The organism is Vibrio sp. 10N.247.311.14 (assembly GCF_041467715.1).
Taxonomy (GTDB): domain Bacteria; phylum Pseudomonadota; class Gammaproteobacteria; order Enterobacterales; family Vibrionaceae; genus Vibrio; species Vibrio crassostreae_C.
Window position 1 is genome coordinate 1 of record NZ_JBFSVE010000003.1, and the last position, 23,135, is coordinate 23,135.

A 23,135-nucleotide genomic window follows, 5' to 3' on the forward strand; every position below is an offset into this window, starting at 1 on the left:
TGCCTTGGAACTTCAAACACTGACAAGTCGCCCCGTGGGTTCATGGGGCGGATACAATTCAAATAGATAAATGACGAGAATAAAAAAACGGCCCGATCTGGGGGAAGATCTGGGCCGTTATATTACGTATTAAAGGGGGGACTACTTATTTCGGCCTTCCAGCACATCCAGTGCCAGTTCAACCGCTTTATCAATATTGTCGCATCCCGCTAACTTACCTGAGCTGATAGGACCAAGCACATTAGCGTATAACGAGAGCTGCTTGTTAAATGGCAGGCTCAACTGCTCATATAAACGCTGGCGAATCTCGGCATGTTGCTCAGGAGCGTGAGCAGCAAGGCTTTTCAAAGTGTCATAAACAAGAGTGGTGGTAGTGTTCATTCGTCTCTTTATCATTAAGTGGGAGGCGCTTATTTTATAATCTTTTCGTATTCTTTTACTGTGACATAAGTCATACAATATTATTAATGTGTTTATCTTTTCAATCTAATGAGAATAAGGCATTCCAAAATAGACTTAAGTATCTGTGAAATATAACTAAAATAATGACAGACTATCGAACACACAAACGAATTGGCGCGTTTCTGGCAAACGGTTAAATCTATAGGAAGAGGAACAACATGCACTACGACGTATTCAACGGAGACGCAGATGGCATAATCGCGTTGTTACAGCTGCGATTAAGTGAGCCAAGAGAGAGCGTGCTCATTACTGGTGTTAAGCGTGATATTAAGTTGGTCTCTCAAGTTGTTACTCAAACTATGGAGCCGGGTAAGCAAGGTGATGTTTCTTCCGTTACCGTTTTAGATGTATCGATGGAGAAAAACCTGCCTGCACTGCACTCACTGCTAGACGCAAACATCAATGTATTTTATTGCGATCACCACCGAACAGGGGATGTCCCAACTTCTAGTCATTTAGATACTCTGATTGATACCGCGCCAGAGAGCTGCACGAGCTTGCTGATTAACCAGAAGCTGAATGGTGCGCATGTGGCTTGGGCAATCGCAGCTGCCTTTGGCGACAATCTAAAAACGGTGGCGGCGCGGCTAGCGGATGAAAATGGATTCGCTCAATCTCAAAAAGAGTTTCTAGAAGAGCTAGGTACCTTGATTAACTACAACGGTTACGGTTCGTCACTCAGTGATTTGCATTTCACGCCAGCTGAGCTCTACGAAACCCTTTATCAATACCCGAACCCGTTTGATCTTTTGGATGATAAAGACTCGGTGTTTTATCGACTGCGAGCTGCTTATCAAAATGATTGCCAGCAGTTATCAAACCTTGCTCCTGTTTATGAAAGTGAAGTCGCACGTGTGTTTGAACTACCAGGCGAGACTTGGGCAAGGCGCATCAGTGGCGTATTTGGTAATGAAATCGTTAATCAAGATCCAAACCGAGCGCAAGCAGTATTAACGAAAAACCAAGACGGCGAGTCTTACACGGTGAGCTTACGTGCGCCATTATCAAATAGAACGGGTGCAGACGAAATTTGCTCAAGTTTTGCGACTGGCGGAGGAAGAAAAGCAGCGGCTGGAATTAATCAACTTAATGAACTTGATAAGGTGAATTTTATTTCACTATTGGATGCATATTATTCATCTGGCACTGACGGTTAACTGAAAAACTCCCGACGTATACATTCAAAATCCTACAAATTCTTGCTCCTATATTCCGTTATACGTGTGTATTGCTAGCACATGTATGATGGCTATATCCAAGCTGTTTTAGTGATATCACTCGCAATGGTATCTGGTCTTAGGTCAGTAATTACGGCGTATTTGGGATGATTTTTGCCGATTTAAAGTTTATTTTTTCCTATCGGTGATTTTTTATATTTTTGGTTAATTATCTTAGTGAATTAAGGTTGATCAAATATTTATATGGTCAATGCATTCAGCCGAAAATAACAGTTTTTAGCATTTCAATTTGAATGAAAAGTCAAAATCATATTGATTCTGATATTCAATCTGTGACTTGAAATCACAAGTTTAATCAAAGGTCATCTTTTCCTATAAATTCCATTACTTCTCTATAAATATTCATGATTACAATGAATTGGTTCGGTTGTGATTGGCACAGCTGTTAAGTAAGGAAGTGGGACTAATGTTGAAACGTAAAGCTCTACAATTAGCAGTATCGCTCGGCATGGCGGCAATGTCTGGCGCTGTTTATGCGAATGGTTCAGATATGACGAATCCAGACTCTGGCGTGGTGGTTGGCTATTGGCATAACTGGTGTGACGGTGGCGGCTACCAAGGTGGTAATGCGCCATGTGTGACGCTGGATGAAGTGAACCCAATGTACAACATCGTGAATGTGTCATTCATGAAGGTCTACGATGTGGCTGATGGTCGAATCCCAACTTTTAAACTGGACCCAACCATTGGGCTTTCAGAACAACAATTTATTGACCAAATCTCGGAACTCAACAAGCAAGGTCGCTCTGTGCTGTTGGCTTTAGGTGGTGCGGATGCACACGTAGAGCTAGAAACCGGTGATGAAAGAGCCTTTGCTGATGAGATTATCCGTCTAACTGAGCGTTACGGTTTCGATGGCCTAGATATTGACCTTGAACAAGCAGCCGTAACCGCAGCAAACAATCAAACCGTGATTCCTGATGCTCTTAAGTTGGTAAAAGACCACTACCGTGCTGAAGGTAAAAACTTCCTTATTACTATGGCGCCTGAGTTTCCGTATCTCACGACAGGCGGTAAGTACGTTCCTTATATCGATAATCTAGAAGGCTACTACGACTGGATTAACCCACAATTTTACAACCAAGGTGGCGATGGTATCTGGGTTGAAGGCGTGGGTTGGATTGCTCAAAACAACGATGCGTTAAAAGAAGAATTCATCTACTACATTTCTGATTCGCTTATCAACGGAACGCGTGGCTTCCACAAAATCCCACATGACAAGCTCGTGTTTGGTATTCCTTCAAGTATCGATGCTGCAGCGACAGGTTTTGTGCAAGAGCCACAAGATTTATACGACGCATTTGATAGCCTAACGGCGCAAGGCCAACCGCTACGTGGTGTAATGACTTGGTCTATTAACTGGGACATGGGCACCAACAAAAACGGCCAACAATACAACGAGCAGTTTATTAAAGACTACGGCCCGTTTGTACACGGTCAAGTAACGCCACCACCAGTAGAGGGTGAGCCTGTTCTTAAAGGTGTCGAAAATACGCGTGTTCTTCACGGAACAACGTTTGATCCTATGGATGGCGTAACGGCAACAGACAAAGAAGACGGCGATCTAACGTCATCAATCGATGTTGAAGGATACGTCGAAACCAGTGTTATTGGTACTTACGTTCTAACTTACCGAGTGAAAGACAGCGATGACAACGAAACCACTAAAGCAAGAACGGTAGAGGTTTACAGCCAGAAGCCAGTATTTAATGGCGTATCTGACACAACCGTTGTGTTGGGAACTGCGTTTGATGCTATGGCAGGCGTGACGGCGAATGATGCTGAAGATGGCGATCTAACAAGCACCATCACACACACTGGCAGTGTCGATGTAAATGAAATCGGCAACTACACGCTTGTGTATAGTGTAACAGATAGCGCGAACCAAACTGTAACCGCTGACCGTAAAGTGTCTGTAACTGATGGTTCTAACTGTGCTGCTGCATGGGATGCCGACACCGTTTATGTTGAAGGTGACCAAGTATCTCATGACGGTTCAACGTGGGGAGCAGGTTGGTACACTCGCGGCGAAGAGCCAGGAACAACAGGTGAGTGGGGCGTTTGGAGAAAAGTTTCAGACTCTTCATGTGGTGGTAACCCAGATCCGGGCGATGACTTAGAGCTTTCGGTTTCAGGACTTCAATCACAATATGCGCCAGATAACGGCAACGTGCGTTTAGATCTGACACTGACATCAAATGAAGCATTAGATGTTACCGCTATGGTGATCAACAGTGCAGGTACTGTGGTTGAGCAAACTAAGGTTAACGTAACGGACAGCCGTGCTATTACCATCGACTTATACGATGTAGCGGAAGGGCAATATGCACTTGAAGTAGTCGGTAAAGCATCTGACGGTGAAATGGTGATGGTAAACGATTCGTTCGCTGTTAAAGACGGTGGCGGAACAACACCTCCTCCAGGTGATTACCCTCCATATGAAGCGGGCACAAACTACGCAGCGGGTGACATTGTGGTCGGCAGCGATAATGGCTTGTACGAATGTAAGCCTTGGCCATACACGGCATGGTGTGCAAGCGCGTCTTACGCTCCAGCAGATAGCCAATACTGGCAAGATGCTTGGACAAAGCTGTAGTCTGATAGCTCAACGCTAGCAATATAAAGTAGACGATCAAAGAGAGGCCATTGTGCCTCTCTTTTTTATGTTTAAACAGTTCTGACTTAGAGCTTTAAAACCCACTTAACCTTAAACTCTGCTCTGCATATTGCTCTAGATCAAAATAGGAGTGATTATCAATTGTATTACATGTTAAGAAATAGCACTATGCGCACATTGAATTTTATATATTGTTAATATTTGCATAATGAATCTTGCTCAAGTCGACCTCAATCTACTCGTTATTCTTAAACACCTTCTTGAAGAGAAGCACGTTTCCAACACGGCATTGGCGCTGGATATGAGCCAACCTACGGTGAGCCGATCTCTGCAAAAACTGCGTACCGTTTTCAATGATGATCTATTGGTGCGAGCGGCTTATGGCTATGAGTTAACGCCAAAAGCAGAAGCCATTAAGCAAGATCTCAATTCGGTACTGACACGTTTAGAAAAGCTGGTACATGGCGATGTATTCGAACCGCAAAGCAGTGACAGTACGGTTCGCTTCTTTGGTTTAGTGCCTAATGTCGCGCACTTGCTGCCCAAGGTAGTTGCGGAGATACGTCAACAAGCGCCAAACATGACTGTTGATATCGACTCGATTCCTAAACGACACTTTGAGCCTCTGTTATCCGGTGATGCGCACTTTGTGTTGTCGACCCACGAGCCGTTAAGTTCAGAGCAAAATTTGTATCGAATGTTCGTGATTAGCCGCGATTACCGTTTGCTGATGAGTAAAAAACATCCTTTGGCGGACAAAGAGATCACGGTTGATGACTTGTTGAATAGCCAACTTGGTCAAATCTCACTGCAAGGGGATAAGAAGCTCTCGATCGAAAGTCGATTTAAAGATCTTGGCTTGATTGATAAGCAGCGCCAGCTGTCCATTCCAATTCAGCTTTCCAATTTTAACGTCGCGCCGGATATGGCAGAAGCAACCGACATCATCTTTCATTTACCGACACCTTTTGCTCAACAAGCCGCTACGCAAAGAGATCTTGTTTGTAAACGCGTGCCTAAAGCGTTGCGCCACCCATCAGAAGACGTCTACTTATACTGGCATAAGCGCTTTCATAACGACCCGATGTGTCGCTGGGTTCGCAATATATTCAAAGAGCTTTATACATAATCCATCTGCAGGGTGAATGAAAATTACGAATACCTATCGAGTTGGATATAGATCTCTTTCATTATTTGAATGGTGAATAACGAGAATCGATTTTTGGTATGAAACTTTCGTTGATAAGAGTGGTAGTTGGTTGTTTAATGCAAACCATTATCATTACCAATCACATATAAGAATGAATATCATGTCTGAGAGATCTCTTTTGATTCGCAAACCTCTTTTGGTTCGTAAACCCCTTTCGATCGCAGTCGCTGTTATTTGTACCTCACTTTCAGCTAACGTGTTGGCGCAAGAAGAAGCGCAAGCAACAGATGAGCAAATGGTTGTTACGGCAACTCGTACCGAGATGGCACTAAAACAAGCGCCAGCTTCAATGTCGGTTATCACCGCGCAAGACATTGAAGACAGCCCTGGTATTACCTTGGCAGACATCGTTGCCGAATCAACGAGTGTTGAGTCTGATTTTGATAGCACACGTGCTGGCCGTCAGATGATCTCTATTCGTGGTATGGATTCAGATTACACTCTTATCATGGTGAACGGTCGTCGTTTAAGCTCTGCAAGTGCCATCATCCGTGGTAACGACTTTGACCTATCAACGATTCCTGCTGATTCGATCGAACGTGTTGAAATAATCCGTGGCCCAATGTCTGCACTTTACGGTTCAGATGGTATGGGCGGTACAATCAACATCATCACTAAGGCTCCAGAAAACGATTGGAGCTCTACACTGAGCATGGACACTTCATCTCCACTTGATGGTGATGGAGGGGAAGAGTATTCGATGGGCTTCACGACATCTGGTGCGTTGATTGAAGACGAGTTGTTTGCTCGCCTATCTGTTAACCAAACTAGCCGTGATGCTTGGCAACCCTATTCTGGTACGCATAGCTCTGGTTACGATCGTTCAGACATTACTGCGTTAGAAGAAAGAGAGACATTAAGCTTACTCGCGAGCCTGACATGGAATGCAACAGACAACCAAACCATTGATTTCGATTTTGGTTACAGTGACGACGAACGTGAGTCATCTGCGGAAAACGTATCATCTGTGATTGAGTCTGACACACGTGTTGTACGTCAGAGCCAAGCGATCACACATAGTGGTTTTTGGAGCTGGGGTGACACGCAAGTACGTTATTCACGTGAAAATGTGACAGATAATGATGCTGCGGACTCAGATACTAACTATAGCAGTGACATCGAAGAGCTGACTCAAATTGTTGAAGCTTCGGCGACCACTTATCTTGGTGATAGTCACACCGTAACGTTTGGTATGGACTACCAGTTGAGTGAATTAACCAACAAAGAAAACTTAGTCAATGGTACATCTGAAGCTTATCAAGGTGCGTTATTTGTTCAAGACCAATGGTTAATGACGGATCAACTAACGGCAACCATTGGTGGTCGTTTAGATAAGCATGAACTGTACGGTGAAGAGTTCAGCCCACGTGTGTACTTGGTTCATCAAACAACGAATGACCTGATCATCAAGGGTGGTGTGGGTAAAGCATTTAAAGCACCAACATTGACTCAAAATCAGACAGACTACACAGTTAATAGCTGTAAAGGCGTATGTGATTTACATGGTAATGAAGATCTTAAGCCCGAAACCAGCTTGAACTATGAGATCGCTGCGATTTATAGCCAACCTCGTTGGAATGTTGAAGGTGCCTTATTCCGAAATGAAATCAACGACCTAATTGATCGTGATGAAACCTATTGTGAGAACGGCGGAGTGTTTGAATCGGGTAAAGGTTGCGCTGATAGTTCAAGCTCAACTGGCTATGTGAATGGTAAGCGTACTTATACAAACGTATCAGAGGCTGTAGTTCAAGGTGCTGAGCTTACAGGCCAATTCCAAATTACTGATGAATGGGGTGTGTCTGGTAATTACACATTCTTAGACACTGAAGATAAGTCTACTGGTGACGAATTACTTGATCGTTACAAGCATTCGGGTTTAGTTAAACTGAACTGGAGCCCAACTTACGATCTAAGTACCTTCGTGAGTGCGCGTTACCGTGGTGAACGTCAGATCGAAAGCGATCTAACTCAAGACGCTTACACAACGCTGAACCTAGGTGCTGTCTACAACGTGAATGCTTCAGTACGACTACGTGCAGGTATCACGAACTTAACTGACGAAGCTGTATCACAAGAGCTAGAGAGCATGGGCTATGTTGAAGAGCCACGTACTTACTACGTAGGTATGACAGCGGACTTCTAATTTAGAGTTCAGTAACTGATAGCTTGATACAAAAGAACCCACACTGGCTGATGCTCTAAAAGGAGAATGGCGAGTGTGGGTTCTTTTTTGATCTATAGATTTGGTTTAATTTGCCGTTTATCTATTAATCTAGATTTTGACACATGTGATCAGCGCATTACCGGACTGAGCATCCCAAGGAATCAGCTTGTCGTAATCGTGCTCGAAGATATTAACCTCGAAGTAGGGCTTCAATATCTCGACTAACTCTTTAAACGAGAATGCCACCATTGGGTGTTCATCATTCCACACTTGAGTTTCACCAGCAGTCGTCTTTTCGATGCTAAGCTTTAGCGCTTGCTTATCACCCTGACCAGAGTAATACCAACCAGAACGGAACGTGAAATCGTCTTTGTCTTGGTTTTTTGTGTGTCTAACAAACAGGTCGTTGCTGATCTTGTCTTTATCAACCACGTTAAAACAGAAAATACCTTCTGGCTTTAACGCACGATGCACACTTTCAATACACTCTTTAAGCTTCTCAAGGCCATCGTTGTAATGGATGGAATACAGGAAGCAAGTGATAAGATCGAGTGGTTCCGTGACCTCAAAGTTACTCATGTTTTGTACTGAGAACTTGGCTTCCGGGCAGCGAACTTCTGCGATATCTAACATCGGCTTGTTAAGATCTAGGCCACCGCTTTGGTAACCGAAATCAATAAAATGACGAACGTGTGGGCCAGTGCCACAAGCTAAGTCGAGGTGTGTTTTTCCTTCATTTCCAAAGATTTGATGGAGTCTACGTACGCAGTTACTTTGCGCTTGGTAGTCAATATCTACACACATTAAATCATAGTAACCGGATAGGTCGGTATAGAGTGCGTTGGCGGACATATTTGCCTGCAGCATAAGCTGAAAAATTAGGGTGGCGCATCATATACCGAAATTGGAAAATCGCAATCAAATATTCGATCAATGAAAGCGTTTTATTTTCTAACTTATGGTCGTTTTAAATGAGACCGTTTAAAGGGATGTTTAAGCTGCCAACAACATCAGTACGCGTGTCATCGCTATTCACTTTGCCCTGACTACTTATTCGTTAACTAAAACAGGTGTTGCTCCCTCAATGCAGCGACCATACGGGCTTTGCGGAACGCTTTTATCACGAGACGAGATAGGAAAAATATGGTATCTAGGTAAACCCAGTGTGACATTTATAATTTTATGATTAATCAGTAATTTTACTGATTCAAACCGAGTTCTTGAAAAGGAAACAATTCAGGAAAGTGGGCTGTTGATAAAAACCAAATCACTCAAGCTAAATAAGCGAACTAAACAAGGAGAGTTGAAACAATGACATCAGCAATAAATGCACAGGGTTCAATGGAAAATAGAACAGCATTGGAAAGCAGTGCTTCAATAGAAATTAAGGTGGATGACTTGTCGGGTGGGGAAGTCATTGAATTACTTGAAGAGCACCTCGCTGATATGTACGCCACTTCGCCAGCCGAAAGCGTTCATGCACTGGATCTAGATGGGCTCAAGTCACCAGAGATTACTTTTTTCAGTGCTTGGAAAGACAGCCAACTACTTGGGTGTGTTGCCATTAAAGAGCTAAATACCCAACACGCTGAACTCAAATCAATGAGGACCTCACAGTTTGCACGAAAGTCAGGTGTTGCCAGCCAACTTTTACAACACGTATTAGATACAGCGGCCATTCGCCAGTATCAAACAATCAGCTTAGAGACTGGCTCAGAAGACTACTTTAAGGCCGCACGTAACCTGTATGAAAAGTTTGGCTTTGGATACTGTGAACCCTTTGCTGATTATGTGTTGGATCCGCACAGCCAGTTTATGCGTATTGAGTTGCGTTAAGAGGCTAGCCTTAGATGTCGACTTACTTTGCAGGTTTCTCCCTTGGCCTTTCGCTGATTCTTGCGATTGGCTCTCAAAATGCGTTTGTTTTAAAGCAAGGGCTTAAGAACCAACACGTATTGGCAGTTTGTGCTGTATGTGCCATTTCTGACGCCTTACTGATTAGCTTTGGCGTGACGGGCTTTGGCGCAATCGTTAAGCAGTTCCCACAAATTGAGCAGTTCGCCCGTTATGGTGGCGCTATCTTTTTGGGTGTCTATTCATTCTTAAGCTTCCGATCAGCATTTACCGAAAACCACGCCTTAGAAGCCACGGCAGAAACTAAAGACTCATTAACCAAAGCGATTGCGATGTGTTTGGCGTTCACTTGGCTTAACCCGCATGTGTATTTGGATACTGTGGTATTGCTGGGGTCTATCTCAACTCAATATCAACCGGATCAAATGTTGTTTGGCGCTGGTGCGGTATCGGCGTCATTCGTGTTCTTCTTTTCACTTGGATATGGCGCTCGCTTCTTGGCTCCAATGTTTAAGAACCCGAGAGCGTGGAAGGTGTTGGAATTTGTCGTTGGCGTGATCATGGCATCTATTGCAATATCTTTGATTGTCTAGCTGCGCGTAATTAGGCTTCCATTTTGGTATAGGTGTTGAATACACGCCAGTAGAAAGCCTAACCTTACGTTTAATCTCACAAGCAGATGCAGTAAATATCGAATTCTTCGGCCCGAATGGTAATAGACTGGCAAGCCGTGATGTAGCGTTTAGCACAGTAACTCTGGGCGCTTCGTACAATTTTTGACGACCTCTGTGAAATAGCTTAAAGCTAAAGCTATGGACACCTAAAACCGCTCTAACGTTGAGCGGTTTTTTTATGTCAAAAATAACGATTGGTCACGCTATGGGCGGAGTTGGTCCAAAGCCTGAAATTAGTTGGTTTTCACAAGCTTATAAAAGGGAATTATCTCGACTATTTTGGTAGATTAAAGGTATTACCGACTTCCAGTGAGCAGCAATGAAGATTCTTCACACGTCCGATTGGCACCTTGGCCAAAACTTCTACAATAAAAGCCGTAAGAATGAACATGAACGGTTTTTACAATGGTTACTTGAGCAAGTTACAGAGCACGACATCGACGCGATCATTGTTGCTGGCGACATTTTCGATACCAGCACACCGCCGAGTTACGCTCGTGAGATGTATAACAAGTTTGTGGTCGATTCGAACAAGATCGGCTGCCAATTGGTGTTATTAGGTGGAAATCACGATTCAGTCTCTGTGCTTAAAGAGACACAACAGCTGCTCAAATACATGGGCGCAGACGTGATTCCTAATACCAATGAAGATCATGCGACTCAGGTTGTCGAACTAAAAGGCAAGAACAGCGATGTAGAAGCGCTGGTTTGTGCCATTCCTTTTATTCGCCCTCGCGATGTGTTGATGAGCCAGGCGGGTGTCACTGGCGTTGAGCGTCAGAAGCAACTCGGCGATGCAATCAAACAGCATTATCAAAGTGTTTATGATGCGGCGGTTGCTAAGCGCGCGACGTTTGCAAACAGCGAGCACATGCCGATCATCGCTACCGGCCACTTAACTGCGATGGGTGTTCAACAATCGGATTCGGTACGTGATATCTATGTCGGCAACCTTGATGGTTTTGCCGCTGATGGCTTCCCAGACGCAGACTATATTGCACTTGGTCATATCCACCGCCCACAAGTGGTGGCAAAGCGTGAATACATTCGTTATTCAGGCTCTCCAATCCCACTAAGTTTTGATGAACTTAAGTCTCAAAAACAAGTGTGTGTGGTTGAGTTTGTTGAAGGTGAGCGCACCATTTCTCAACTGCCTGTTCCCACATTCCAACCTCTAGCTGAAATCAAAGGCGACTTGAGCGAGATCGAATCTCAGCTTAACCAATACATAGGTTTAGATAGCGACCAAAGCGTATGGTTATCGATAGAAGTGCAAGCGCAAGATTACTTGTCGGATCTACAAGAACGTATGCGCGCACTGACCGAAGGATTGAATGTGGAAGTACTTCAACTGCGCCGAGCAAGAGAGCGTCGTAATCAAGCATTAGAGCAAGAGTCGGCAGAGACCTTATCTGAACTGAGCCCGATGGACGTGTTTAGCAAGCGTATTGCCTTAGAAGAGTTTGAAACGGATTCTGAAAAAGCGCGTTTAGAGCGCATGACGGTGAAGTTTAAACAAGTGATGGTTGAAGTGTCTGAGAGCGCTCAAGCGCCAAACAAAGTAGAAGAGTAACCAGTATGAAGATTTTAAGCCTAGAATTTGAAAACCTGAACTCTTTGAAAGGACGTTGGAAGCTCGATTTCACCCAATCACCGTTTGCAGAAAATGGTCTGTTTGCGATTACTGGCCCAACAGGGGCGGGTAAAACCACCATTCTTGATGCGATTTGTTTGGCATTGTTCCACCGCACACCGCGTTTGAAGAGCATTGCCAAAGGCAACAATGAATTAATGACACGTGGCACGGGTGAGTGTTTTGCTGAACTGGAATTTGAAGTGCAGGGCAAAACGTACCGTTCTAACTTCCATCAAAAGCGAGCGCGTGGAAAACAAGATGGCGCATTACAAACGCCAACGTGTGAATTTGCCGATGCTGACACAGACAAAGTCTTAGAGACGATGCTGACCAAGAAAACCAAGTTGGTGGAGCAGGTAACAGGTCTCGATTTTTCACGCTTCACTAAATCCATCATGTTGTCTCAGGGTGAGTTTGCAGCGTTCTTAAATGCCAATGCTAACGACCGTGCAGAGCTACTTGAAGAGTTGACGGGAACAGAAGTTTATAGCCTGATTTCAGAGCGCATTTACGATCATTTTAAGTCGAGTGAAGAGTCGCTTAATCACCTTAAAGCGAAAGCTGAAGGGGTGAGCTTACTGTCTGAAGAGCAAGTCCAGGAGCTGACCGCAGAGCGTGAAACGCTAGAAGCCGAGCAGAAGCGTTTAGCCGAGCAATTAAAAGAGTGGCAAGCGCATCTAAGCTGGTGGAAAGACGTGACCAAAGCTGAGCGAACTATTGCGACCAGTGAGCGCGATCTTAAAACCGCTCAAGATGAACTAGGCCGTAACCAACCTTCATTAGAGCGCTTGGCAAACAGTGAGCCGGCTGAAAAGCTGCGCCCAATGCACAAAGATTTAAGGCGTTGCGAACAAGAGGTGAACACTACTCAAGCTCACCTAGATAACAGCACCAAGTTACTTGCCGTTCGTGATGCAGAAAAGCAAGACGCGCAAACTAAACTGACGCAAAGCAGTGCGATTGTCGAACAGGTAAAAACCGAGCAACAAGATCAAGAGAAGATCATCGATCTGGTGCGTCCGCTAGATAACCAAATCGTCGTACTCAAAGATAAACAAACTGCGGCCGTTAATGCAGCGAATACGCTTAACGAGCAACATACGCAGCAGCGCAATCAACAGGTTGTTTTAGTCCAAAAAACAGATGCACTGAAGCAACAAGATCAACGCAGTACTGAGTACTTAAATACGCATCAAGCTGACCAGCATTTGGAAAAATACCTAGGTCAGTGGCAAGCAAAGGTCGAGCAAGTTCGTACTCTAGAGCGCCAGCATTCAGAGCAGTTGAATTCAGCGAAGCAAGCGTTGTCTGCGGTTGATGCACAGCAAACGATTATCAAATCTGCTCAAGACGCTAAAGCAACGCAAGATAAAACTTTAGCTGAATTGGTTGTGCTAGAAAGTAGTGCAAAGCAACAGTGGGAAGCCTTGCAAGGCAACACTAGCGAGCAAGTGTTGAATTCGCAAAAAGATCTGTTGGAGTTTTGGAATCGCAATACGCACTCATTACTCGAGATCAATCGTGGTTTCCTAAATGCCCAACAACAGCTGCACGCAAAAACACAGGCACATCAAACCAACACCCAGTTGGTCGACAAGCTTTCGAAAGAGCGTGAAGTGCTGGTGGAACGATATAAAGAGAGAGAGACTTTGCTTGAGCGATTAACGCGTTTGATTGATCAAGAAGGCGAATTGGCGAAATACCGTGCAGCTCTAGAATCTGGGTCTGAATGCCCACTGTGTGGTTCAACAGACCATTCGGTTGAACAGTCGCAAGACATTGCAAATTTGGTTGCTCAAAAAGATAGGGAAAACCTAGAGCTAACGGCTATCAAAAAAGAAGGCCAAGAGCATCGTCAGCAGTTAGATTCTCTTGCTCCTATGATTGCTGCGCTTAACGATGACATTCAGCGAGCGCAAGCGGATATTCATCAGGCTCAACTGAATTGGCAAAGCGTTGTCGGCAAGCTTCAACAGAGTTTATCGGATTTCGTTGGCACGGCTCCTGAACTGGCACTGCTAACGATTAACGATTTAGGCAATGAAGCTACAGTCGCGACCTTTGCTCAGCAGTGTGAACTTCAACTAAGTCAGAGCGCGCAGCAACTCAAAGCGTTGGGTGATGCTAAAGCGCATTACGCTGAAGCTGAGAAACAACGCCTGTCTGTAAGTGTTATGGCTGACAAGGCGCAGTCTAATCTCGAGTTGGCCGAGCAACGCTTAGCTGATTTGAATAAGCAAAACCAAGTCGCAAACGAGCAAGTGACTCAAATAGCTCAAGCGAAAGGCCAGCAATGGAACGCTTTGAAAGAGAGCATTGTTCAAACTTCTATCGAAGCACCTGAACTTGAGCATATCGATGATTGGTTTACTGCGAAATCGCAAGCATCAAGCACATGGCAGCAAACCAAACAGCAACAGGCCGATATTGAGAAGCAACTGATTACTCAAAATGCCGAATTGAAAACGTTAGACGACAAGCTAAGCAGTGTTGAGAAAGAGCTCGCGACACTGACGCAAGAGAGTGAGTCTTTAGTGTCAGAACTCACTCGTGTAACGGCTGAAAGAACAGAGTTGTTTGGTGACAAAGACATTCAAGCCACCAGCAATGCGATGAAGCAAAGAGTCACTGAAGCAGTAAATGCATTTGATGCCGCGCAGTTAGTGCTTAACCGCAGCGAACTTGAACATCTAACCGAGCAAACCAAACACACTGGTTTCTCGGACGAGTTAGTCAGTAAGCAATCGAGCTACACACAAGCGTCGAATGCTTGGTTAGAAGCGCTGAAAACTAGCCCGTTCGAAGATGAGGCTAATTTTGAAGCAGCGTTGTTAGATGAAGAGGTTAGAACTCAACTTCAAAGCCTGAAGAAGTCTTTAGACGAAGCGATTGTCAGTGCGCAAGCTAGGTTGAACGCCGCCAAAGCGACACAAGTGGATCTACTAAATCACGAAAATGCGAAAGCATGGCAAGAGCAAGACCAACAGCAAGTTGAAGAAGCGACTACTGAGTGTCAAAACGCACAGCAAAGCCATGCGACCAAGATCGGTGCAATTTCTGCCAATCTTGAAACGGATAGCCAGAACCGCAGTAATCAGCAAGATCTGTTTAAGCAAATTGATGAGCAACAAGTCGAGTTTGATGATATCTCTCGTTTGAACTCACTTATTGGCTCTAAGAACGGCGACAAGTTCCGTAAGTTTGCCCAAGGTTTAACATTGGAAAACTTGGTGTACCTTGCGAACAAGCAGCTACAACGTTTGCATGGTCGTTACGAGCTTAAACGTAAAGCCGACGATGGTTTAGAACTGCAAGTGCTCGACACATGGCAGGGCGATGTGATGCGTGACACCAAGACGTTATCAGGTGGCGAAAGCTTCTTGGTGAGCTTGGCGTTGGCATTAGCGCTTTCTGATCTTGTGAGCTACAAAACCAGTATTGATTCTCTGTTCCTAGATGAAGGTTTTGGCACACTGGATAGCGACACATTGGACATTGCACTTAACGCACTGGATAACTTGAATGCATCAGGCAAGATGATCGGTGTCATTAGCCACGTTGAAGCACTGAAAGAGCGAGTGCCCGTTCAGCTTAAAGTGACAAAACACTCTGGCTTAGGTGTGAGTGAGATGGAGAAGCAGTACAAGGTTGTCGCTTAGGTTGTTACTTTGGTTCTTGCTAAATTTATCTGCGCAGAAATAGAAACAGAGCTAGATGAAGCAGATCCCCGACTCAGTCGTTCCTCCTTCTCGAGGATGACGGAGTCGGGAGTACTCACAAATCACTACGCAGTCACTCCTTAAAGTCAGGAACGAACGTCATAGAGAACTAGGCTTTGTTCGTATTGCCTTCGTCATTCTCTAAAGCGAGGTACGAGCGTAATAGGGAATCTCTAGTAAACGCAGGAAGTGGATGCTTCAAGAAGGGAACGGCCATGCACAAGAAACCCCATTTACCGACTAAGATATGTCCTGTTTGCCAAAAGCCTTTCGCATGGCGTAAAAAATGGCAGCGCTGTTGGGATGACGTGATCTACTGTTCTGAACGTTGTCGTCGTAATAAGTCTTAGTCCCATAATCTGAATAGATCAGGTCAATCCTCATGATCTAAACCCGTTAACTCCAATATTTCCTTCCTTTGTCGTAATTTTGATGATCCTTTAATCGTTTCGTCATTCATTTCTCAAGTTAATATTTCTATCTGTAAGATAAGTGATGTATAAAGGCGGCATGAAGATACCTAAAAGAATACAGCCTTTAGTTGACGACGGTTTAGTCGACGAGGTGACAAGCCAACTCATGAGTGGCAAAGAAGCATCGGTGTACATTGTGCGCTGCGGCGATACGATCCGTTGTGCCAAGGTATATAAGGAAATAAGCCAACGCAGCTTCAAAAAAGCGACCGCGTATCGTGAAGGCCGAAAAGTCCGAAATAGCCGCCGCGCTCGAGCGATGGAAAAAGGCTCTGGCTTTGGTCGTGAACAACAAGAAAAGGTTTGGCAAAGTGCTGAAGTGGATGCCTTATATAAACTGGCAGAAGCGGGTGTTCGTGTGCCTGTCCCTTATGGTTGCTTTGATGGCGTACTGCTTATGGAGCTGGTCACTGACGATGAGGGTTACGTTGCACCACGTTTGAACGATGTGGTGATGTCAGCAGAGCAAGCGATCGAAGACCACGCCGTGATGATGACTTACGTAGTTAAAATGCTGTGTGTTGGTTTGATCCATGGTGACTTGTCTGAGTTCAACGTATTGGTGGATGAGTACGGTCCAGTAATTATCGACCTACCACAAGCGGTTGACGCTTCGGCTAACAACAACGCTGAGTGGATGCTGGCTCGTGACATCAATAACATCCGTGACTATTACGCTCAGTTTGCTCCTGAACTGGCAAAAACCGAGTATGCCAAGGAAATGTGGGCGCTGTACGAGAAAGGCGACTTGAAGCCAGACAGCAAACTGACGGGTGAGTTTACGGAAACCGACGACTTGGCTGATATCGAAGCCATCATGCAAGAGATAGACGCTGCGCGAATTGAAGAACAACATCGACGCGAGCGAGCTAAAGAAGAGAAAGAAGGTGTTGACGATACTAAGTTCAATTGGGCTGAATAATCGTGATGATCAGTTTTGATCTTTAGCTAGATATCAACCAAACGCCTTTTAAAACAGAGGCGTTCTTTCTAAATAAAAACCCAATGGAGCTTCAACTCTGTTGTGTTTTCTTTTTTAGCACTAATGAAAGACGGACACTCGTATCAACTACCAATTTAACTGTTCACCATCGTAAGCGTAGAAGTGCCCACTGTTATCCGGTGTGGCAGTGCGAATAATATCGACCAACTGATGGGCGACATAGCTTGACTCAAACAACTTACCTTCAGGGACATTGGTCTGAAAAGGCTTCGACAGAGCTGTGTCTGTCGTGCCCGGGTGCAGAGCCAACACGGTGCCTTTCTTAATGGTGCGTTGCCATTCGATCGACATGGTTTTGATGAACATATTTAGGGCTGCTTTCGATGAGCGGTAGCTATACCAACCGCCTAATCTGTTGTCTGAAATACTGCCAACCTTTGCGGATACCACAGCAAATTTTGGATTGTCACTCGCTCTAAGAATCGGCGTGAAGTGCTTTGCCAATAATAAGCTCGGTAGGGTGTTCACAGAGATGTTTTTGAGGAAAAAATCAGGGTCGATGGACGACAAGTTTTTTTCCGGTCCAAGATCTGGAGTGTGGAGCATACCCACGCAGTTGATCAACCAATCAAGTTGTTCAAACTCAGAACTCAAACGCTTGATATCAGCTTCATTGGTCGCGTCGACTTTGTGCCAGGTCAAGCGATTGTTTTCTAGTTCCGGCTGTTGAGAGTGGTAAGTCGCGTCTACATGCACATCAAGAAAATCAAACCGAGAGAGCTCAGATAATAGGTGTTTAACCACAGCGAAACCAATACCGCCGCTCCCACCGACCACCAATATGTGTAATCTGAGTTGCTCCACCATTATAAGTTCTCCAAGTTTGTGATTCGTTGTTCAGCAGTATCGAGAATCGCTTGTTGTGATTGCTCATCCATGTTGTCCCAAGAGCGATATAACATGCCCATACGTGGGTTGCGGTTTAACGCATCGCGGTGCTGGTCCATAAAGCGCCAATACAAGCTATTGAAAGGGCAAGATTGCTCGCCGCTGCGTTCTTTTATCTTGTAGTGACAGCCTTTGCAGTAGTCACTCATGCGGTTGATATAGGAACCGCTGGCAGAGTATGGTTTGGTTCCTACGATCCCGCCATCCGCAAACAGTGCCATACCTCGCGTATTTGGCATTTCAACCCACTCAATCGCGTCGACGTAAATACCGAGGTACCAACTGTCGACTTGGTCAGGGTCTATACCCGTGATTAAACAGAAGTTGCCAGTGATCATTAACCTTTGGATGTGGTGCGCGTAAGCAAACTCAAGAGACTGGTCAATCGCATGCTTCATGCAGTTCATCTTGGTTTGTCCGTCCCAAAAGTAATGGGGCAGGTTATTATGTGCTGAGTAATGGTTTTTGTTGGCGTAAGCAGGCATGTTTGCCCAATAGACGGCGCGTATGTACTCTCGCCACCCCAGTATTTGGCGTACAAATCCTTCGACCTGTGCAATATCGATGCTTGGCTTATCTGGTGAGCTGTCTCGAAGACAGGATGCTTGGTAGGCCGACAGTGCTGCATCAATCACTTCTTTAGGGCTCAGCAGTTTACTGTTCAGCGAGAACGATATACGGCTATGATACAAGCTCCATTTAGAGTCGTGCTCTGTCGTCATCGCATCTTGAAACTGCCCAAATAACGGCAAGCAGACTTGGCAGAAATGAGCGAGTAGAGACAAGCTTTGTGCGCGGTTCACCGGCCATAGTAACTGGTTGCCGACTTGACCAATGGTTTGTACTTGGTGACGTTCGATACGTTGCAAAATGTCGGTTATATCATTGGTAAACATCAGCGGCTGAGGTAGGTTTTCGATGTCTTGTTTCTTGAGCTTATTTCGATTGTTCGCGTCGTAATTCCATTTTCCGCCAACGGGCTTTCCGTCTTCTAGCAAAATGTCGAAACGTTTTCTCATTCGGCGATAGAAGTGTTCCATCATGATGTGTTTGTCTTTTGGAAACTGTTGTTCTATCTCCTCGAATGGAAAGAGGAAGTGTTCTGTATCACAACAACCTTTGGTCGCATTGGTCAGCTTGAGCTTGTTCATCTGCTCTAAGAGGCGATATTCATCTGGCCTTTGATATTCGAATTTCTCTGCGCCGAATTCGTGTACATAGTGCTTTAAAAGTGTGTCTAGGTTTTCAAATTGCGTTGTGTCGTCAAGAGTAAGGTGGAGTACTTGATGACCTTGTTCTTTGAGTTCGTTAGCGAAGTAACCCATCGCACAGAAAAACGCGGCCACTTTTTGAACGTGAGAGGCAACATAATCTGTTTCTTGTTTTAGCTCAGCAATGATGTAAATAACGTCATCGTTAACCTGTCTAAACCATGAATGCTCAATGTTGAGTTGGTCACCTAATACAAGTCGTACCGTTTTAAATTTCATAATGCGTCCTGGTTTGTGAGGCTTGTTGTGACTGCGTTACCGCCTGTCCATTGATTGATGAAGGCATGGTCTGGGTCGTACATTTCAGTACGTTGATTCAAATCGAAATGACGTGATTTGTTAATTATTAGACGCTTACGAGTTGATAGGCTGACAAGATCACAAATGACTACTCTAAGTGGGAAATAGGAGATTTCGATCAGGATGAGTGTGTTGAAGAGGATATCAAGCCAACCAATAATACCGATAGAGGTTGGCAATGCCGGTTATTTTTGAGTGTCGAACTGGAGCTTCTATTCCATTGTAACAACGAGAATATCGATAGGGGAAGTATCGATGATCTGTTTAGAATGGGAGATGAGCTTATGCCAAAAATCATGGTGATGGCCGCACAGCAATAGGTCAACGCCGTTTGCTTCGATGGCATTTTTGAGCTTATCGTTCAAATCACCCGTTCCCACGAAAATGTGCTTGATTGGGTGTTTGGCGTAGGCTTCAAACTCTTTCAAATGCTTAACGGCATCTTCATTGATGGGTAAATCACCGTCATTTCCCTGAATATCAACGAGCTCTGGATAAATTTCTCCATGCGTACCATCGATATAAACAAATGAAATGCCAGCCTCCAGTTTATCAGCGAAGAAGGTCGCTCTATCAATGAGAATCTTGGTGTCGTCAGACAGTTCAAGTGCGACCAGAATATGTCGGTAATCCATAATTAAAGCCTCTTGTTGTGAGTTATGTAACAAGCATAGTTTCTGTTGACGCAAATGATATCGAAGAGATCTCATATTCCGTAAAATCATCATTCAATGTTCTTCTAAGCACTATCGTATTTATATCGCTTTGATTGGTAAGAAATTTACAAAAGGTTGATATAGTGGTTGAAGCGCTAGCTTATGCTGTTAGATAGGCTTGATAGTTCAATGCGCCAATAACGAAGAGGCATCAATGACAGCACTACTAACCATTCCCACTCGAACATTAGGTTTCGACTACGATATTGAGATCCGAGACTGGTCTCAAAAGCTCGTCGGCTTTCATGTGTTTGAAGATGGTAGACGACCGCTTGATGGAGGCATTGGGCTGAGCCTCAACCTTGTTGAACAGTTTGACGTGAATGGTCGTTGGCTAAATTCATTACCTGCGCGTTATCGTGAAATCACCGACGACTTTCCAGAATACCAATACCAGATGTTGTGGCTTGCTGCGAATACTTATGAAGCCGCGCAATTGCTTGAATTAAGGCCTGTTATTTTGGCTTTGATCTGCATGAAATACAGTGTCGACAACAAGAAAGCACTGGCACTAAGTCGCTTAGGGCAGAAGAAGGTCCTTACCAAGTTGGGCTTAGACGGCAGCAAGGCGACACTCAAATTCATCGACAAGCTAGAGCTTCATTACAATGTTGGTGATGAACTCGACCACATTGTTCGTATTCTCGAACCGCTGCAAAGACGAGTCCTTAAGTTTAAGCATTACTCAAAAGTTGGATACACAGCCCTGCGTTTGGACCAAGTTCATCCATTTTTAACTGGTAGCAGGCTAGGGATTGCAATGGTGGAAGAGGGCAGACTTAACGCACCGTCGAAGATGGCGATGTTCCAAGATGCGATATTGCTAGGGCAAGATTTGGAGATGGATGATCCACTGCGCGCGATTACCAGTCAGAACTCTTTTGCGATGTTTGAACAACTCCATGACCGCTGGACGGAGCAACGCCAATTACGTCGTTTGGAGGGTAATCGCCCAATGGATAAAGACATCCCTTATCCCGTTCCTTTACTTGGCAATGACAACATTCATCCGCTCACGGATTATTACGACCTTGAACACGAAGGCATCGAGCAGAAGCACTGTATTGGCGTGTATCACAACCGAATCATGAGCGATCGTTATGTGGTGTTCCGCATGCTCAAGCCTCAGCGTTTAACCATAGGTTTACGCCGCGTCCCGAGCAAAGCATTTCCTTTTGAAATAGACCAAATCTGCGGAAAACGAAATGCACCTCCGTCGGAATCCGCTCGCCAAGTGATTCACGACTGGCTAGAAGCGAGTAAGCAAAAATATCCTAAGCAATAGCCATTAAGTAGAAGGAATACAGGATGTTTCAACAAGGCGATCTTTGCCCTCATTGTGGTTTGATTATTGTGATGCCTACGGATCTGCAAGGTGAATGCCTAGGATGCGGCGAAGAAATTAATCAATACCCAGCAGACGATTACGACGAAGAAGAGTAGCTTTACCTACACTTAGATTAAACAAGGCTAGGATAGCCGAATTACTCTCTTTAAAAGGACGGAAAAATGCAGAAAGTAATCTTTAGAAATTGCGATGAAAACTCACCTTATTGGCATGAGTTAGAGGGCTTATTTCAAAGTGAATGGTCTGATTTCAAGTTTAAAGATACATATAAAGAAAACGTACAACTCCCTCCAGTAATAACAGTACTTCGCGATAATGTGGTCATTGGTGGCTTGGCGTATTCCTATTTTCAAGAACCTCACCAAGTTCGTGATGTAGTGTGGATCAACGCTGTGTTTGTCGACCCTCAATGGCGCGGTCAAGGCATTGCCAGTGAACTGATTAATCGTGGTGTCAGACAGGTTTCTTCTGCAGTGCAAACTCAACTCTACGCGTACACCAATATCATGGGTCTCTACCAAGGGCTAGGTTGGTCAATCGTAAATATCGAATCAGAACCGAACCATAAAGTGATGAGTATTGAGCTTAATCGATAAGCTCGGAATAAAAGCCTGATATTAGTTTATCTGCCGTTCGAGTATTGAATTTCTCCCTTTCATCCATAATGCATAAACCTGTTAAATTTTCGTTGAAACTCATGCCGATATCGCCTTTAAATCAAACAACTAGCTGTTGATTAAAACGATCAAGACGATTTATTGCAGCAGTTGTTGAGCACAAAGCCTATATTGACTAGAATGACGCACTTTTTTTATTTACGTACATACAGGTAATGAACATGAGCGATACTAATTCAAGACCAGCTTTACCAGATCATCTTGCAGGCAACCCACGCAGCCCACACCACGTTGCTGAGTGTTTCGAATACCCAATCGGCATTCGTCTAAATGGTAAAGAGCGTACTGATGTTGAAGAATACTGCATCAGCGAAGGTTGGGTTAAGATCCCTTCTCCAAAAGCGCTAGATCGTTTTGGTCAGCCAATGCTTATTACTCTAAAAGGCACTGTAGAAGCTTTTTACATCGACGCATAATCATGTCGTGTGGCTAGCTAATACTTCGAGTAATTAGCTAATGTTTGCTTAATTAGCCAACATCAAGCCACCAAGCGTTATTACCTAAAAGGGTCTAGAGAAATCTAGACCCTTTTTGTTTGCATTGATTTTAGCGAACTTCTTTAACCAATAGCCCAAACCACCTTCATAACTCCACAGATTCAACCAAAATTGTTGTTATTCACTATGCATTCGCAGTAATAACAAAGTTGTTGTTGGTTGATTTATGTTCGCTCGCTCTTTTTGGATTTATTCGTACTCGAAAGTTCTGATGTTTAATTAAACAGATACAAACAAAAATATGAAGCGCAGTCTAATTAAATGAAACTAATATGCTGTATTTAAAGTTATTTTTTGTTAATAACTACCTCTATCACAGAAATTAATCCTGAAGCACATACAATTCCCTTGATTTCGAATGAGCGCTAAATTTTTTCGTTCGAGC

General features: G+C 44.3%; 19 protein-coding genes and 1 pseudogene. 15 read left to right on the forward strand and 5 right to left on the reverse strand.

The features are described from left to right. Positions 1-141 precede the first annotated feature (141 nt). Positions 142-381: a PAS factor family protein gene (locus tag AB6F11_RS01740; RefSeq protein WP_004733935.1), complete on the reverse strand. Its 240-nt coding sequence runs from the start codon at positions 379-381 to the stop codon at positions 142-144. A gap of 239 nt (positions 382-620) precedes the next feature. On the opposite strand from AB6F11_RS01740, the gene AB6F11_RS01745 reads away from it, so the two are divergent. From AB6F11_RS01745 to AB6F11_RS01760, 4 genes are all read left to right on the forward strand, one after another. Continuing rightward, a complete protein-coding gene (locus AB6F11_RS01745) occupies positions 621-1,619 on the forward strand; it encodes a hypothetical protein (protein WP_017063978.1) in 999 nt (332 codons plus the stop codon). 487 nt (positions 1,620-2,106) lie between these two features. Continuing rightward, positions 2,107-4,296: an immunoglobulin-like domain-containing protein gene (locus AB6F11_RS01750; RefSeq protein ID WP_102393692.1), complete on the forward strand. Its 2,190-nt coding sequence runs from the start codon at positions 2,107-2,109 to the stop codon at positions 4,294-4,296. Positions 4,297-4,525: 229 nt separating this feature from the next. Next, positions 4,526-5,446 carry a LysR family transcriptional regulator gene (locus AB6F11_RS01755; protein WP_017059189.1) on the forward strand — a complete coding sequence of 307 codons (921 nt, stop codon included), beginning with the start codon at positions 4,526-4,528 and terminating at the stop codon, positions 5,444-5,446. Positions 5,447-5,627: 181 nt separating this feature from the next. Next, positions 5,628-7,673 (forward strand): TonB-dependent receptor domain-containing protein, encoded by a 2,046-nt coding sequence (locus tag AB6F11_RS01760; protein WP_017066997.1) that lies wholly within the window; start codon positions 5,628-5,630, stop codon positions 7,671-7,673. A gap of 129 nt (positions 7,674-7,802) precedes the next feature. Here the strand turns inward: AB6F11_RS01760 and AB6F11_RS01765 are convergent, their stop codons facing one another. After that, positions 7,803-8,546: a class I SAM-dependent methyltransferase gene (locus AB6F11_RS01765; RefSeq protein WP_102393737.1), complete on the reverse strand. Its 744-nt coding sequence runs from the start codon at positions 8,544-8,546 to the stop codon at positions 7,803-7,805. 459 nt (positions 8,547-9,005) lie between these two features. Between AB6F11_RS01765 and AB6F11_RS01770 the strand changes: the two genes are divergently transcribed. The 7 genes and pseudogenes from AB6F11_RS01770 (at position 9,006) to AB6F11_RS01800 (ending at position 16,972) form a co-directional block, all read left to right on the forward strand. Then, positions 9,006-9,530, forward strand: coding sequence for a GNAT family N-acetyltransferase (locus tag AB6F11_RS01770; protein WP_017066999.1), 525 nt, complete (start codon positions 9,006-9,008; stop codon positions 9,528-9,530). A gap of 14 nt (positions 9,531-9,544) precedes the next feature. Beyond that, positions 9,545-10,141 (forward strand): LysE/ArgO family amino acid transporter, encoded by a 597-nt coding sequence (locus AB6F11_RS01775; protein WP_017059193.1) that lies wholly within the window; start codon positions 9,545-9,547, stop codon positions 10,139-10,141. A gap of 13 nt (positions 10,142-10,154) precedes the next feature. Further along, positions 10,155-10,328 (forward strand): annotated as a pseudogene (locus tag AB6F11_RS01780) (porin family protein); the annotation flags it as partial. 213 nt (positions 10,329-10,541) lie between these two features. After that, positions 10,542-11,795, forward strand: coding sequence for an exonuclease subunit SbcD (gene sbcD, locus AB6F11_RS01785; protein WP_102393693.1), 1,254 nt, complete (start codon positions 10,542-10,544; stop codon positions 11,793-11,795). 5 nt (positions 11,796-11,800) lie between these two features. Then, a complete protein-coding gene (locus AB6F11_RS01790) occupies positions 11,801-15,517 on the forward strand; it encodes an AAA family ATPase (protein WP_102393694.1) in 3,717 nt (1,238 codons plus the stop codon). Positions 15,518-15,792: 275 nt separating this feature from the next. After that, positions 15,793-15,927, forward strand: a complete 135-nt coding sequence (locus AB6F11_RS01795) for a DUF2256 domain-containing protein (RefSeq protein WP_081324519.1) — start codon at positions 15,793-15,795, stop codon at positions 15,925-15,927. Positions 15,928-16,087: 160 nt separating this feature from the next. Then, on the forward strand, positions 16,088-16,972 hold the full coding sequence (locus AB6F11_RS01800) for a PA4780 family RIO1-like protein kinase (protein ID WP_029235559.1): 885 nt from the start codon (positions 16,088-16,090) through the stop codon (positions 16,970-16,972). 147 nt (positions 16,973-17,119) lie between these two features. Here the strand turns inward: AB6F11_RS01800 and AB6F11_RS01805 are convergent, their stop codons facing one another. The 3 genes from AB6F11_RS01805 to AB6F11_RS01815 form a co-directional block, all read right to left on the reverse strand. Further along, entirely contained in the window at positions 17,120-17,860 is a 741-nt protein-coding gene (locus tag AB6F11_RS01805; RefSeq protein ID WP_017070716.1) for an SDR family oxidoreductase, read from the reverse strand. Further along, positions 17,860-19,431: a cryptochrome/photolyase family protein gene (locus AB6F11_RS01810; RefSeq protein ID WP_102321009.1), complete on the reverse strand. Its 1,572-nt coding sequence runs from the start codon at positions 19,429-19,431 to the stop codon at positions 17,860-17,862. Before AB6F11_RS01810 ends, AB6F11_RS01805 begins: the two co-directional genes overlap by 1 nt. A 293-nt stretch (positions 19,432-19,724) precedes the next feature. Continuing rightward, positions 19,725-20,147, reverse strand: a complete 423-nt coding sequence (locus AB6F11_RS01815; protein ID WP_102393695.1) for a universal stress protein — start codon at positions 20,145-20,147, stop codon at positions 19,725-19,727. Between the two features lie 235 nt (positions 20,148-20,382). Between AB6F11_RS01815 and AB6F11_RS01820 the strand changes: the two genes are divergently transcribed. The 4 genes from AB6F11_RS01820 (at position 20,383) to AB6F11_RS01835 (ending at position 22,669) form a co-directional block, all read left to right on the forward strand. Then, complete coding sequence (locus AB6F11_RS01820; RefSeq protein ID WP_102393696.1) at positions 20,383-21,513, forward strand: PcfJ domain-containing protein; 1,131 nt, start codon at positions 20,383-20,385, stop codon at positions 21,511-21,513. Positions 21,514-21,536: 23 nt separating this feature from the next. Then, positions 21,537-21,671 (forward strand): hypothetical protein, encoded by a 135-nt coding sequence (locus AB6F11_RS01825; RefSeq protein ID WP_276605522.1) that lies wholly within the window; start codon positions 21,537-21,539, stop codon positions 21,669-21,671. Between the two features lie 66 nt (positions 21,672-21,737). Further along, positions 21,738-22,172 (forward strand): GNAT family N-acetyltransferase, encoded by a 435-nt coding sequence (locus tag AB6F11_RS01830; protein ID WP_017059203.1) that lies wholly within the window; start codon positions 21,738-21,740, stop codon positions 22,170-22,172. A 242-nt stretch (positions 22,173-22,414) separates the two neighbouring features. Beyond that, on the forward strand, positions 22,415-22,669 hold the full coding sequence (locus AB6F11_RS01835; protein WP_017059204.1) for a DUF3297 family protein: 255 nt from the start codon (positions 22,415-22,417) through the stop codon (positions 22,667-22,669). The last annotated feature ends 466 nt before the right edge of the window (positions 22,670-23,135 follow it).

Excerpts from the sequence above, each read along its gene's own strand:
- AB6F11_RS01740 (WP_004733935.1), bottom strand. The coding sequence starts at position 381 with ATGAACACTACCACCACTCTTGTTTATGACACTTTGAAAAGCCTTGCT.
- AB6F11_RS01745 (WP_017063978.1), top strand. The coding sequence starts at position 621 with ATGCACTACGACGTATTCAACGGAGACGCAGATGGCATAATCGCGTTG.
- AB6F11_RS01750 (WP_102393692.1), top strand. The coding sequence starts at position 2,107 with ATGTTGAAACGTAAAGCTCTACAATTAGCAGTATCGCTCGGCATGGCG.
- AB6F11_RS01755 (WP_017059189.1), top strand. The coding sequence starts at position 4,526 with ATGAATCTTGCTCAAGTCGACCTCAATCTACTCGTTATTCTTAAACAC.
- AB6F11_RS01760 (WP_017066997.1), top strand. The coding sequence starts at position 5,628 with ATGTCTGAGAGATCTCTTTTGATTCGCAAACCTCTTTTGGTTCGTAAA.
- AB6F11_RS01765 (WP_102393737.1), bottom strand. The coding sequence starts at position 8,546 with ATGTCCGCCAACGCACTCTATACCGACCTATCCGGTTACTATGATTTA.
- AB6F11_RS01770 (WP_017066999.1), top strand. The coding sequence starts at position 9,006 with ATGACATCAGCAATAAATGCACAGGGTTCAATGGAAAATAGAACAGCA.
- AB6F11_RS01775 (WP_017059193.1), top strand. The coding sequence starts at position 9,545 with ATGTCGACTTACTTTGCAGGTTTCTCCCTTGGCCTTTCGCTGATTCTT.
- sbcD (WP_102393693.1), top strand. The coding sequence starts at position 10,542 with ATGAAGATTCTTCACACGTCCGATTGGCACCTTGGCCAAAACTTCTAC.
- AB6F11_RS01790 (WP_102393694.1), top strand. The coding sequence starts at position 11,801 with ATGAAGATTTTAAGCCTAGAATTTGAAAACCTGAACTCTTTGAAAGGA.
- AB6F11_RS01795 (WP_081324519.1), top strand. The coding sequence starts at position 15,793 with ATGCACAAGAAACCCCATTTACCGACTAAGATATGTCCTGTTTGCCAA.
- AB6F11_RS01800 (WP_029235559.1), top strand. The coding sequence starts at position 16,088 with ATGAAGATACCTAAAAGAATACAGCCTTTAGTTGACGACGGTTTAGTC.
- AB6F11_RS01805 (WP_017070716.1), bottom strand. The coding sequence starts at position 17,860 with ATGGTGGAGCAACTCAGATTACACATATTGGTGGTCGGTGGGAGCGGC.
- AB6F11_RS01810 (WP_102321009.1), bottom strand. The coding sequence starts at position 19,431 with ATGAAATTTAAAACGGTACGACTTGTATTAGGTGACCAACTCAACATT.
- AB6F11_RS01815 (WP_102393695.1), bottom strand. The coding sequence starts at position 20,147 with ATGGATTACCGACATATTCTGGTCGCACTTGAACTGTCTGACGACACC.
- AB6F11_RS01820 (WP_102393696.1), top strand. The coding sequence starts at position 20,383 with ATGACAGCACTACTAACCATTCCCACTCGAACATTAGGTTTCGACTAC.
- AB6F11_RS01825 (WP_276605522.1), top strand. The coding sequence starts at position 21,537 with ATGTTTCAACAAGGCGATCTTTGCCCTCATTGTGGTTTGATTATTGTG.
- AB6F11_RS01830 (WP_017059203.1), top strand. The coding sequence starts at position 21,738 with ATGCAGAAAGTAATCTTTAGAAATTGCGATGAAAACTCACCTTATTGG.
- AB6F11_RS01835 (WP_017059204.1), top strand. The coding sequence starts at position 22,415 with ATGAGCGATACTAATTCAAGACCAGCTTTACCAGATCATCTTGCAGGC.